The sequence below is a fragment of the Campylobacter concisus genome, from assembly GCF_002165815.1.
GTDB lineage: Bacteria > Campylobacterota > Campylobacteria > Campylobacterales > Campylobacteraceae > Campylobacter_A > Campylobacter_A concisus_BH.
On the sequence record NZ_NDYN01000011.1, the window covers coordinates 14,776 to 28,039 of the forward strand.

Genomic DNA, 13,264 nt, shown 5'->3' on the forward strand with positions numbered 1-13,264 from the left:
TTTATTAAAATAAATTACATAAATATAATTTATTAAAATAGTTTAGAAAATTTGAATTTTATAAATGAAAAAAATTAGCAGTCAATTCTTGCGAGTGAAATTTTAAAATATGCAAAAAAATTTACTGAATTTGTAAATTTATTTATCATGATTCAAAACAAATTTTTGCTAAAACTAGCTTAGGCTTAGAAATTTAGCTCGATTATATTTTGTAAATTTTTGATGTTTTCTTTGACGTTGCCATCTTTGTATATCGCTGAGATGACGGCGATGAGATCGGGTTTGGCATGAGAGAGAGAGCCAATATTTGTCTCATTTATGCCACCGATCACGCAAACAGGTAGGTTTAAAATTTGCTTTGCCTCTTTGACTATTTCAAACTCACATTTTGGAGCATTTGGCTTTGTGGGGCTTGTAAAAACGGAGCCAAAAGCAACGTAGCTAGCACCATTTTTAGCGGCATTTATGGCTAAGCTTATATCGTTATAGCAGCTAACGCCCACGTATGCGTCTTTGCCTAAAATCTCAAACGCCTCTTTTATGCCCTCATCGTCTTTACCTAGATGAACGGCTTTTGCGCCTATCTTTTTAGCAAATTTGACATCGTCATTTACGATAAATTTCGCGCCAAATTTCTCGCATAAATTTAAAATTTCACTTGCGAGCTTCTCATTTTTGACCGCTTTTTTTGACCTAAACTGAAAAAACTTAACCCCACACTCCAAAATCTCTCTTGCATACTCCAAAGCCAAATTTTCAGGCATTAAAATATCATCGCTAATAGCGTAAATTTCAGCCATTAAGCCCTGCTTTATGATCTATAAGTCTTGCGCCAAATTTACTTTTATGAGCATTTTTTATCCCATTTGCCACAAATTTTTTAGCCATTTTTATGGCGCTTACTAGATCACTTTGCTGCGCTAAAATGGCCGCTAGCGAGCTTGAGAAGCTACAACCAGCCCCGTGCATCACCTTTGGTTCAAAAAGCTCCTCGCTAAATTTCATAGCGTCACCATTTTTTAGATAGAGCGTATCCTCGCAAATTTCATCGACCTTCGTTCGCTTTAGCACCATATCGCAAGGTAAATTTGTAAAATTAATACCCAAAATCCTAGCCTCATCTACATTTGGCGTGGCAACACTCGCAAGGTTTAAAAGCTCTTTTAGCGCTTCGATCGCCCCATCTTCAAGCAGTTTTGCCCCTGACTTTGCCACACAAACTGGGTCTATAACAACTGGCACATTTTTAGCCCTAAATTCTTTTAAAAACGCGCTTACAACGGCTATTATCTCCTCGTTAAAGAGCATGCCAACCTTCACAGCGTCTATATCAAGCTCGGCTAGCACCATCTCAAACTGCGCTTTCACCATACTTGCTGGCATCGCAAGCACGCTGCTAACGCCATTTGTATTTTGCGCGGTCACGGCCGTGATGACGCTTGCGCTAAAGCAGCCAAATGCCTCGCAACTTTTTATATCCGCCTGAACGCCTGCACCGCCGACGCTGTCGCTTCCAGCAACTATCAAAACATTTTTTTTATTCACCCACACACCCACTTATCTCTTTTACGTCAAAAGGGTCTTTGACCTGCCATGAAAGTGCGTATTTCTCGATACTTTTTTTTATCGCACTCACCAAATAATCAACATCTTCAAAGGTATGCGTATAGTGCAGGCTAACCCTCACCCAGCCAGGCTTGTGGGTGAAATTTGGATCCTCTTTTAGCCCCAAAAGGTCGTGTCCGTATGAGCCTGCGCACGAGCAACCAGCACGTGTTTGTATGCCATACTCTTTGCTTAAAATTTTTGAAAGCTCGTATGGAGCTACGTTTTTTACATTAAATGAAAATATCGCAAGGCGCTTTAAATTTGCCGGGCAGTAGCTAACTAGCTCTGGGATTTCTCTTAACCTTTGGCAAAAGTATTCGCTAAGCTCGCTCTCGTTTTCGTAAATGGTAGCAAGTCCTATCTCTTCTCTTAGCTTGTAAGCTAAATTTGCACGTATAAGCCCTAAAATAGGCGGTGTGCCAGCCTCCTCAAGTGCCTCTTGATCCTTTAAAAATATATGGTAGTTTTTGCTCACATAGCTTACCGTGCCACCACCTGCAAAGCTTGGCACATCGTCATTTGCTAGCACTTTTTTGATAGCTAGTAGCCCACAACTGCCAACTCCGCCAAGAAGCTTGTGCGGCGAGATAAAAAGAGCGTCAAAGTAGTCGCAGTCTAAATTTGCATAGGCACTAAGGCTCGCTACGTCAAATGCCACGATGCCGCCAAATTTCTTAACAAGCGTGTAAATTTGCTTGTAGTCGCTTATGACGCCTGTGACGTTTGAGGCTGCGCTAAAGCTAGCGATGATCTCGCGCCCTACATTTATCTTTAAAATTTGCTCCAAGTGAGATAGGTCGATGCTGCCGTCTTTTGCAAGCCTTATGCGCTCAACCTCGCAAAGCGCCTCTTTAAAGCTGATCTCATTTGAGTGGTGCTCATAAGGGCCAAGCACGACTAGTGGCGAGCTATCATCAACCTTTAGGTTATATCTTCTTTTAGCAGCTGGAGGCACATAAAGCCCCAAAAGCTCTTGAAATTTCTTGATCGCACCAGTGGCACCGTATCCTGTGGCTATGAGATAAAAGCTATCATCAAGCCCTAAAAATCGCTTTAGCTCGCTTCTAGCGCTATCATACAAAAGCTGCGTTTTATAGGCATTTGAGGATGTTAGCGAGTGGGTGTTGGCGTAGGTTTTTAAGATATCAGCGACCTCGTTCTCGATAGGCTTATACGCAAGCCCAGAGGCGGTGTAGTCGAAGTAATGTATCCCTTTTTTTAAAATAATATCTCTTCTAATGTGCTCTAAATTTACCAACTTTAGCCTTTTAGTTTTTGCGTGATTATAATTAAAATTTTCTAAAAATATGCTACAATCCGCCACACAAAGGATACAAAATTTTAGCCATAAAATCGACATTTGAGCGAATGAAGCACCTTGGTATTGCTGAAGTTATAAAATTTCATCTTGTTTTTGATGACTTTTTATTAAAGGGCTCATACTACGATGTTTTTGAGGCGATCAGGGCTGAAATTTTAGATGATTATAAAAATTTGATGGCTAGGTTTTACTTTGACGAGGACAGCGATGAGGCCATCAAAATGGCTCTCATTAAGCTAGCTAGAAGCGACAGGAAGAAATTTAGTGTAAATAAAATTTTGCCTCAAAGCATGACAAATAGGGTCTATGCAAAGCTTTTTAGCAAGGATTTTTTAGTGCTTGAAAAGAGCCAAGAAAAGCCACGAGTAAAAAATAAACGCCAAATTTTAAAAAAGAGCGAGCGAGCTTATAAGATAGAGGATAAAATTCACTTTAACAGCCATTTTTCAAGGTTTTGGTTTAGATTTATCGAGCCAAATTTAAGCCTTTTAAAAGAGGGCAGGAGTGAAGAAATTTTAGAGCTTATAAGAAGAGAATTTGACGAGTACGCGAGCCTTGGTTTTGAGCTTTTAAGCGGCGAGCTAATGGCTAAAAAGCTTGGGTTTGATGGCATTTTGCTAAGCTCATTTTGGAGCAAAAATATAGAGCTAGACATGCTTTTTAGCATAAATGGCAAGATAATAGTCGGCGAAGCAAAGTATAAAGAACGAAAAATTTGCAAAAATGTCTTAAATTTAGTCCTTCACAAGTGCGAAAGGCTTGGCATAAAACCAGATATCATCGCGCTTTTTTCAAAAAGTGGCTTTAGCAACGAGCTTTTGGGCTTAAAAGATGAGCGACTTAGGCTTTATGAGATAAAAGATTATGAGGAGTTGCTGTGAGTGATATCGATATACAAAATGGCCTAAAAAGCCTGATAGAGCAGACCTATCTGATAGAGCGTGAGTATAAAAATTTGACCGCTTCTTATATGGGCCTGCAAGGTTTTATAAAAGATATCGTGGAAATTTTGCCAAATGCCATTTGGGTGCTTGATCAAAATGATGAAATTTTCTTGCAAAACTCAGAGGCGCAAAAGCTTGGCAAAGCGCTAAATTTCATCCCAAAAGATGAGGGCGAGCTAAATTTTGGCTCACAAATTTATCTAGTAAAAAAGGTGGTCAAAGATGATAAAAAGATCATCTCAGCTACTGACATAACGCAGGAAAAACGCACCGAGCGCCTAGCCTCGATGGGTCAAGTAGCAGCGCACCTAGCTCACGAGATAAGAAACCCCATAGGCTCTATCTCGCTTTTAAATTCCACCCTTTTAAAAAGAGCCGAGCCAAAAATTTTGCCTATCGTCGAGCAGATACAAAAGGGGATCTGGCGTGTTGAGCGCATCATCAAAGCCACACTTCTTTTTACAAAAGGGCTTAGTATCACGCCAAGGGAATTTAACTTTTTAGATATCAAAAGCGAGTGCGAGGAGGCGCTTAAATTTTATGAGTATTCAAAAGATATAACTTTTGAGCTAAATTTCCCTGACGCCCTTTATAGTGGCGACTTTGACCTCATCGCGATGGTCTTTCAAAATATTTTATTTAACGCCATAGACGCTATCGAAGAGGACGAAAACGATGAAGGTGTGGTGAGACTAAGCTACGAAAAGACGCCAAATGAACATAAATTTATAGTCTATGACAGCGGTGTCTCTATAAAAAATGAAAACATCGTCTTTGAGCCGTTTAAGACGAGCAAACTAAAGGGCAATGGCCTAGGGCTGCACCTTTGTCTGCAGATCATCGAGGCGCACAAGGGTAGCATAGAGATAACCCTTGAGCCAAAGACATTTTGTATAAATTTACCTATAAAGGAGAAGTGATGAGTGAAATTTTAGATGAGCTAAATGCGTGGCAAAATGGCCTAAAGGCGCTTAAATTTAGTGAAATTTTTAAAAATGGCAGCGAAAAAGTGGTCTTTATAAGCGTTGATATGATAAATGGCTTTTGCTCTGAAGGCGCACTAGCTAGCAAGCGTGTGGGCGAGCTAGCAAGCCTTATAGCAGATACTTTTAAGCTAGCAAGGGATAAATTTAACCTTAAAAACTACATCCTCATTCAAGATGCTCATGAGCCAAATTCAGCTGAGTTTGCGAGCTTTCCAGCTCATGCTTTAAAAGGGCAAAATGAAGCACAGGCAGTTGATGAGCTAAGAAATTTAGACTTTTTTGGTGAGATGAAAATTTTTTATAAAAACTCACTTAGCATCGCTTATTCGCAGGAGTTTAATAAATTTATAAGTAAATTTGATAGCTTTGTCATTATGGGCGACTGCACCGATATGTGCATCTATCAGCTTGTTTCTCACCTAAGACTTAGCGCAAATGAGCAAAATTTAAAAAGAGAGATCATCGTGCCTGCAAATTTAGTGCAAACCTACGACGCACCAGGGCATAGTGGAGATTTTTATCAAAATGTATTTTTGCACCACATGCAAATGGCACTAAATGCACGCGTGGCAAAAGAGCTAGAAATTTAGCCACATATTTACATTAAAAACAATTATCAAGTTGTAAAATTTAGCGCTTATCTATCGTATTTATATAATTAATAACGCAGATTTGCGCTAATTTTCAGATCTATTCTCTTTAAATTTCTCTTCTTATAAAATATTTTTAGATTACATTTTTACAATATATTTGACATTAACTATCAATATAGTTATAATCACGCTCAAATTTTAAAAATAAGAGGTATTATGGAACTTTTAAAACATAACATTGACTATATAATCATCGGCATTTTGGGCGTTATGAGCTTTTTTGTGCTTTGGTATACGATAGAGCGTATCATTTTTTACTCACGCGTCGATATAAATAGCTACAAAAACATCGAAGAGCTCGATGAGGCGCTGACAAAAAATTTAACCACACTTTATATCATCTACTCAAACGCCCCATATATCGGACTTCTTGGCACGGTTGCTGGCATCATGATCACATTTTATGACATGGGTATGGCTGGTGGCATCGATACAAAAAGTATCATGATCGGTCTATCTTTAGCACTAAAAGCGACCGCATTTGGCCTACTTGTGGCGATCCCAACGCTCATGATCTACAATGGCTTTGTTAGAAAAGTCGATGTCATGATAAACAGATACAAGGCCGAAAATGCGTCTAAATAAAAAAGATGGGCTAAATATCGTCCCATTTATCGATATCATGCTCGTTTTGCTAGCCATCGTGCTAAGCATCTCGACCTTTATCGCCCAAGGCAAGATCGCAGTTGATCTACCAAGTGCCAAAAGCGCACAGCAAGATAAAGAGGATGAGAAAAAAGTGAGCGTTGTTATCGATAAAGATAATAAATTTTTCATAGACGATGTGGAAATTTCAGAAGATGAACTGAAAGATAAGCTAAATGCTGTGGATATAAAAACCTTAATCGAGCTAAAAAGCGACAAAAACGCTAAATTTGACAGCTTTGTCAAAGTAATTGATATCTTAAAAGAAAAAGGTCACGAAAACTTTGCAATCCAAACAATCTCTGAGTAAAATTTCAAACTATAGCGGCCTTGCGGTTTCAGCAATAGTGCACATGGCAGCGGCTTATTTCTTGCTTTCACATAATTTTAGTGAGATAAAGATAGGCGAGCAAAAACCTATAAAAATAGCTCTAAATTCATTCACTCCGGTGCCGCAAACTACGGCTCCGCAGATAAGCGAACAAGTAATGATCCCAGAGCCAACACCCCCAGCTCCTCCGCCACCGCCAGAGCCACCAAAGCCTGAGCCCAAGCCTGAACCAAAGGTCGAGCCAAAGCCACTACCAAAGCCTGAGCCAAAAAAGATAGAAAAGCCTAAGCCTGAGCCAAAAAAGGTGGAGAAAAAGCCACTACCAAAGCCTGAGCCTCGCCCTGAGCCAAAACCAGAGCCAACGCCTGCTATCACTGCACCAGCTCCTGTCGCGACCCCAGCACCTGCTGTAAATTCAAATTTACCAGCAAATAACAAATCAATCGCTTCAGCTCCAGCTCAGAAAGTAGCCCAAGAGCTAAATTTATCAAACGCGCAAAGCGATGAGGACTTTAGCAAGGTCATAGCAGCTGTGAAAAAGCATAAAAGCTACCCAAACAACGCTAGAAGGATGAAGCATCAAGGCGTTGTTGAAGTTAGATTTTTGCTTAAAACGGATGGCAGCATAGATGAGCTGAAGGTTACTAAGAGTTCAGGCTTTGAGTCGCTTGATAATGGTGCTTTAGAAAATGTCAAAAAAGCAAGCTCTGAGTTTCCAAAGCCAAAAGAAGCTCGCTATCTTCGCTTTCCTATAGCATTTACGTTAAGATAGTTTTAGCTTTTTTTGACTTATTTTTTGCAAGATATATTAATGTATAAAATAAAGGTTTTTATATATTAATAAAACTTAATTTAAGTTATATTTAAAATAAATAAGGGCAAGTGATAAATTTTTTAATTAATTGTCCTTATTTGTTGTTGCTTTTTAGGTGTGATTTTTTTAAAGACGATAGCAAATTTAATAAAATTTAATTTTTTGCCTTACTTACTGCTAAACAAAATATTATTATAAAATTTTTTTAACTATGAAATTTTAGCTTGGCTGTTATAAATTTTGTAAATTTGTATTTATTTTATATTAAATTTTCTCAAAAATGGCTTTTAAACTTAAAGTGTAGGACAAATCTGAGTTAATTTGACCCTTTTTATATAATAAAAAAGTGATATTATTAGTAATATAACAATTTAGATGAGCAAATTCCTAAAAATTAGCTTAAATATGAAATATAATTTTCTTTCAAAGAGCGCCATATCAAGTCAAAAACTTAAAGCTTAAAAAAAATAAGTAGTCATTAATATTTAAAATCTCAAATACCTATATAATTTCACTCGGTAACAATTTTTTACTAAGGAGAAGCTGTTATGGCAACCAGAAGAGAACATGATTTTATTGGCGAGTTGGAAATTTCTGACAATTTTTACTATGGCATCCAAACATTTAGGGCTACTGAAAACTTCCACATGAGTGGCAGAACATTAAAAGAGTATCCATACTTTGTAAAGGCATTTGCACAGATCAAAAAAGCTGCTGCGCTTGCAAATAAAGAGGTTGGCGTTTTAGATCCAAAGATAGCTGATGCTTTGGCAAAAGCTGCTGATAGAGTAATAGCTGGTGAATTTTTAGATCAATTTGTCGTTGATATGGTTCAAGGTGGAGCAGGAACAAGTACAAATATGAACTCAAACGAGGTCATCACAAATATCGCACTTGAGAGCCTTGGCCATAAAAAAGGTGAGTATCAATACATCCATCCAAACGATCATACAAACCTTGGACAAAGCACAAATGATACTTATCCAAGCTCTATTAAAGTAGCAACTTATGCAAAACTTACTGACTTGCTTGCTGCTATGAATTTACTAAAAGATGAGCTTGAGAAAAAAGCAAAAGAATTTAAAGATATCATCAAAATGGGTAGAACAGAGCTTGAAGATGCCGTCCCTACAACACTTGGCAACACTTTTAACGCATTTGCAAGCTACATCAAAAGTGACATCGAAAAGATCACAGCTGCTCGTGAGTCAATGACGCATCTAAACATGGGCGCAACTGCGATAGGCACAGGCATCAACTGCCACCCAGAGTATAAAAATGTAGTTGTTAAAAAACTAAAAGAGATCACTGGAGTTGATTTTAAAAAGGCTGATGACTTCATCGCTGCTACACAAGATACTGCAGACTTTGTCCATGTAAGTGGCGCGCTTAAAACTGCTGCTGTTAGACTTTCAAAAATCGCAAATGACTTAAGACTAATGAACTCAGGTCCAAGATGTGGCCTTGGCGAGATAAATTTACCTCAAATGCAACCAGGCAGCTCAATCATGCCAGGTAAGGTAAATCCAGTTATCGCTGAGGTTGTAGGTGAAGCGTGCTACGAAGTTATCGGCAATGACGTAACTATCATGCTTTGCTCTGAAAGAGGCGAATTTGAGCTAAATGCATTTGAACCAGGCATCGCTTATGCGCTATTTAACTCTATATTTATCCTTGAAAACGCTATGAAAACACTAGCCCAAAAAGCTATCAAAAAACTTACAGCAAACCCTGAGGCTTGCCTAAAATCAGTTCTTGGCTCAGTTGGTATCGTAACAGCGTTTAACCCATATATCGGTTACGAAAAATCAGCAAGTATCGCTAAAGAAGCCCTTCAAACAGGCAAAGCAGTTGGCGATATCTGCCTAGAGAGAGGCTATCTAAGCAAAGAAGAGATCGATAAGATTTTAGAGCCTAAAAATATGCTAAATCCGAGCATGGTTAAGTAAAATTTTAAGCAAAGTATTATTAAAAGCGTGCCAAAATTCTGACACGCTTAAGTGGTGATTTTAGTAATAAAATTTAATAAAGGAGTTTTCGATGGATATAATGCTGATCTTACAGATTATAGTCCTATTTGGCGGCATCTATCTTGGTGTCAAACTAGGTGGTATGGGCGTTGGCTACGCAGGTGGTCTAGGCGTTGTGATACTCGCTTTACTTGGTATGAAAGTCGATATGAAAGATATCCCTATGGATGTTATCTTGATCATCGCTTCAGTTATCTCAGCGATCACAGCTTTGCAAGTTGCTGGCGGACTTGACTATTTAGTTCAAGTAGCAACAAAAATTTTACGCAAGAATCCAAAACAAATCAACTTTCTTGCTCCGATAGTTACTTACTTTTTAACTATCCTTGCAGGAACTGGACACACTGCGTTTTCTATGATCCCTGTTATCGTTGAGGTTGCAAAAACACAAAACATCAAACCTTCAGCTCCACTTGCGCTTTCGGTTGTCTCTTCTCAAGTAGCGATCACTGCAAGCCCTATCTCAGCTGCTTTTGTTGCTATGAGTGGTCTATGTGAGAAGCTGGGTGTTAGCTATCCAGTGTTGTTATTTATTTGTATATCAACTACATTTGTAGCGATGATTATCACTGCGTTTATTATCAATAAATTTTACGATCTTGACCTTTCAAAAGATCCTATCTATCAAGATAGACTTGCAAAAGGTTTGGTTGAAGAAGTTAAGGCTGTAGAGTATCACGAGCCAAAACCATACGCAAAAAGATCAGTTGCTATCTTTGCAGTTGGCGTTTTGATCGTTGTTTGCTATGCGCTATGTATCTCAAAGAGCTTAGGTCTTGTAGAAAAACCTATCCTTTCAAGAGATGCAGCTATCATTAGCTTCATGCTAACTATCGGCTTTACGATAGCAGTAGCTTGCAAGGTTGAGACAGGCAAACTTCTATCAACTAGCACTTTTCAAAGCGGTATGAATGCGTGCATCTGCGTTGTTGGTATCGCATGGCTTGGTACAACATTTGTTAATGGACACCTTGATGCTATCAAAGAGGTTGCAAAAGACTTCGTTACTCAGTATCCATTTATCCTAGCTGTTGCGCTTTATTTCTTAAGCTGCTTGCTATACTCACAAGCTGCTACAACAAAGGTTATGATGCCTGCTGTTGCTGCTGCTCTTGGTATGACTAGCCCTGAAAATTCAGGTCAAATTTGGATCCTTGTAGCTTCATTTGCTGCAGTTTCTGGTCTATTTGTATTGCCAACATATCCTACAACACTAGGTGCGATAGCGATGGACGATACAGGAACTACAAGAGTTGGTAAATTTGTATTTAACCACTCATTCTTCATCCCAGGAACTATAATGGTTGCATTATCAGTTATCCTTGGATTTATAGTAGCTCCAGTTCTTATATAAAACTTAAGCCGAGATCTCTCTCGGCTTTTTATTCTTCTTTAAATTTTCAATTTTTTATATCAAATTCTTAAATAATATCTCTTTTTAAATTTTAAATTTTTCATTTTTATAAATCACACAAAAATCGCGCTAAAATTTAATCCATCTTAATTTATCATTTTTAAAATTTGCTCTATTTTGATATCTAATCTCACATATCATAAAAAATAAAAACTAAAAAAAATTATTAAATAAAATTTAATTTGACTTTCAACTTTAAATAATAAAATAACAAAAAGTAAAATTTCTTTTAAAGGGAGAAAGATGAGCTTAAATAGAAGAGAATTTTTAAAATTCAGTGCAGGAGTTAGCGCAGTGGCATCATCTCTATCAGGTGGTGCTTTGCAAGGTGCTGCAAATGGAGGCGAAAAGCACGTTCATAGCTTTTGTGAGATGTGCTCTTCAAGGTGTCCTATCGAAGCAAAAGTCGTTGATGGCAAAGTTCGCTTTTTAAGTGGCAATCCAAAAGCTGGCGGCACGGCAACCTCTCTTTGTGCAAGAGGAGGCTCAGGACTTAGCCAGCTATATGATGAAAATAGGATCAAAAAGCCATTAATCAGAGCTGGTGAGAGAGGCGAAAATAAATGGCGCGAGGTTAGCTGGGACGAGGCGCTTGACTATGTCGCTTCAAAGATGCTTGATATCAAGCAAAAGTATGGCCCTGAAAGCTTTATATTTACCTGTAAAAGCTCGCAAACACACAAGCTAATGGTAAATTTTGCCTCAGCTTATGGCTCGCCAAACTGCTTTTCGCACTTTTCATGCTGTCCGATCACCTACCAAATGGTCTGCGAGCAGATGTATGGCATCGCTAAGCTAAAAAGAGACTTTGCAAATGCAAAATACGTTGTAAATTTTGGTCACAACCTCTTTGAGGGTATCGTCATAGCTGATGCCAAAAAGCTTGCTAAATTTGCAGCCAGCAAGGACACAAAGCTGCTCGTGCTTGAGCCAAGATTTAGCGTTGTAGCTGCAAAGGCTGATGAGTGGCTACCAGTCAAACCTGGCACTGATCTAGCATTTGTTCTAGCACTCATCAACACTTGGATACAAAATGGCACTTATGATAAAGAATTTATCGAGAAATTTACAACTGGCTTTGATGAGATCGTAAAGAGCGTCGAGGGCAAAACACCTGAGTGGCAAGAGACAATCACTGGCATAAAAGCAAGTGATGTTAGACGCATCGCTGATGAAATTTATAAAGCTGCTCCAAGAGTTATTTTTGATTTTGGGCATAAGACAACCACCACAAGAGCTGAATACATGAGGACAAAAGCCATCATGGTGGCAAATGCGATGATGGGCAACTGGGAGGTTAAGGGCGGTCTTTTTGGTGGCAAAAATGCAAAGACCTTTAACAAACTAGTTGGCGAGGATAAATTCCCAGTTCTTAAAAACCCAGATGATAAATTTAAAGTGCCAAAAGTCACTAGACTAGACTTTGCTGGCGAGGCTGGAGCGCATAAATTTGTAAGCAGAAAACATGGCGTTTTGATGGATATAGATAACGCTATCTTAAACGAGAAGCCTTACGCCATAAAAGGTTGGTTTAACATCCGCTTTAACCACCTCATAAACGTAGCTGAGACGATGAAGAGCATAGAGGCGATGAAGAAGCTTGAGCTCATCGTAGTGAGCGATGTCTATCTAAATGATATGGCGACCTTTGCTGATGTCATCTTGCCTGAGAGCAGCTACCTAGAGCGCGACGAGGGCATAGAGGACAAGTCAGGTCTAAAACCAGCTTATATGATAAGAAATAAAGTCGTCGATCCAGTTGGCGACACGAAGGACGGGGCGTTTATCTTTAGAGAGCTAGCACGCCGCATGAAGATAGATGAGCTTTATACTTGGAACGACATACGTGAGTTTAGGATGCAGCAAGCTGGTGGAGATGTAAATTTACTTGCCGCACTAGAAAAAGATGGCTTTATCACGTGGGACGAGCCGGGAATTTTGTTTAGAGAAAAAGGCATGATCGATAAATTTGTCGCTAAATATCCAGTAGCTTCTAAATTTGTAGGAGAAAATGGGCTAATGGACGATATGGCCAAACTTAAAACAAAAAGCGGCAAGATAGAGCTATTTTTACCTGACGTTGAGGCGCAGTTTGCAGGATATGGCGCGCTAAATGACAAAGATATGGACACATTTGACGGACACGAGCTTTGCTTAACCTGTGGCAAAACGCCTGTCCATACTAACGGCCACACCCAAACAGTGCCATTTTTAAATGACCTCATGAGCGATAGCCCTATCTGGATCAATCCAAACACCGCCAAAAAGCAAAATTTACGTGACGGCGACATGGTTTTGATCAAAAATAAATTTGGCGAACAAAAGGGCAAGCTTATGGTGACTGAGGGCATTAGAGAAGATACGCTCTTTATCTATCACGGCTTTGGACACATCACGCCAGGTCTTAAGAGCATAGATCACGTAGGACTTAACACAAGCGTGCTTCTTGATCCAGCTGAGGGTCCGGTGGCTGCGACTATGGTTACAAATGTTGGCGTTAGCATAAGTAAAGCGTAAG

12 protein-coding genes are annotated in these 13,264 nt (G+C 39.0%); 9 read left to right on the forward strand and 3 right to left on the reverse strand.

Annotated features, from left to right (window positions below):
- Positions 1 to 185: 185 nt before the first annotated feature.
- Genes thiE through B9N65_RS10100 form a run of 3 tightly spaced genes read right to left on the reverse strand, consistent with a single transcriptional unit; the run spans position 186 to position 2,866 of the window.
- Entirely contained in the window at positions 186 to 800 is a 615-nt protein-coding gene (thiE, locus tag B9N65_RS10090; RefSeq protein WP_087583733.1) for a thiamine phosphate synthase, read from the reverse strand.
- Positions 793 to 1,545 carry a bifunctional hydroxymethylpyrimidine kinase/phosphomethylpyrimidine kinase gene (gene thiD / locus B9N65_RS10095; RefSeq protein ID WP_374220080.1) on the reverse strand — a complete coding sequence of 251 codons (753 nt, stop codon included), beginning with the start codon at positions 1,543 to 1,545 and terminating at the stop codon, positions 793 to 795. Before thiD ends, thiE begins: the two co-directional genes overlap by 8 nt.
- A complete protein-coding gene (locus B9N65_RS10100) occupies positions 1,538 to 2,866 on the reverse strand; it encodes an aminotransferase class V-fold PLP-dependent enzyme (RefSeq protein WP_087583765.1) in 1,329 nt (442 codons plus the stop codon). Before B9N65_RS10100 ends, thiD begins: the two co-directional genes overlap by 8 nt.
- 110 nt (positions 2,867 to 2,976) lie before the next feature.
- Here B9N65_RS10100 and B9N65_RS10105 point away from each other — a divergent pair, with 110 nt between their 5' ends.
- The 9 genes from B9N65_RS10105 (at position 2,977) to phsA (ending at position 13,263) form a co-directional block, all read left to right on the forward strand.
- On the forward strand, positions 2,977 to 3,810 hold the full coding sequence (locus B9N65_RS10105) for a DUF234 domain-containing protein (protein WP_087583734.1): 834 nt from the start codon (positions 2,977 to 2,979) through the stop codon (positions 3,808 to 3,810).
- Positions 3,807 to 4,793, forward strand: coding sequence for a sensor histidine kinase (locus tag B9N65_RS10110; RefSeq protein ID WP_087583735.1), 987 nt, complete (start codon positions 3,807 to 3,809; stop codon positions 4,791 to 4,793). The genes B9N65_RS10105 and B9N65_RS10110 overlap by 4 nt, the downstream gene beginning before the upstream one ends.
- On the forward strand, positions 4,793 to 5,449 hold the full coding sequence (locus B9N65_RS10115) for a cysteine hydrolase family protein (RefSeq protein WP_012140139.1): 657 nt from the start codon (positions 4,793 to 4,795) through the stop codon (positions 5,447 to 5,449). Before B9N65_RS10110 ends, B9N65_RS10115 begins: the two co-directional genes overlap by 1 nt.
- 219 nt (positions 5,450 to 5,668) lie before the next feature.
- Positions 5,669 to 6,097 carry a TonB-system energizer ExbB gene (gene exbB / locus B9N65_RS10120; protein ID WP_012140138.1) on the forward strand — a complete coding sequence of 143 codons (429 nt, stop codon included), beginning with the start codon at positions 5,669 to 5,671 and terminating at the stop codon, positions 6,095 to 6,097.
- Positions 6,084 to 6,467 (forward strand): TonB system transport protein ExbD, encoded by a 384-nt coding sequence (gene exbD / locus B9N65_RS10125; RefSeq protein ID WP_087583736.1) that lies wholly within the window; start codon positions 6,084 to 6,086, stop codon positions 6,465 to 6,467. Before exbB ends, exbD begins: the two co-directional genes overlap by 14 nt.
- Before the next feature lie 37 nt (positions 6,468 to 6,504).
- Positions 6,505 to 7,260 (forward strand): energy transducer TonB, encoded by a 756-nt coding sequence (locus B9N65_RS10130; protein ID WP_180385148.1) that lies wholly within the window; start codon positions 6,505 to 6,507, stop codon positions 7,258 to 7,260.
- A gap of 590 nt (positions 7,261 to 7,850) precedes the next feature.
- Positions 7,851 to 9,251: an aspartate ammonia-lyase gene (locus B9N65_RS10135; protein WP_021086578.1), complete on the forward strand. Its 1,401-nt coding sequence runs from the start codon at positions 7,851 to 7,853 to the stop codon at positions 9,249 to 9,251.
- Between the two features lie 91 nt (positions 9,252 to 9,342).
- Positions 9,343 to 10,686, forward strand: a complete 1,344-nt coding sequence (locus tag B9N65_RS10140) for an anaerobic C4-dicarboxylate transporter (protein WP_087583738.1) — start codon at positions 9,343 to 9,345, stop codon at positions 10,684 to 10,686.
- Between the two features lie 303 nt (positions 10,687 to 10,989).
- A complete protein-coding gene (phsA, locus tag B9N65_RS10145) occupies positions 10,990 to 13,263 on the forward strand; it encodes a thiosulfate reductase PhsA (RefSeq protein WP_087583739.1) in 2,274 nt (757 codons plus the stop codon).
- Position 13,264: the final 1 nt, after the last annotated feature.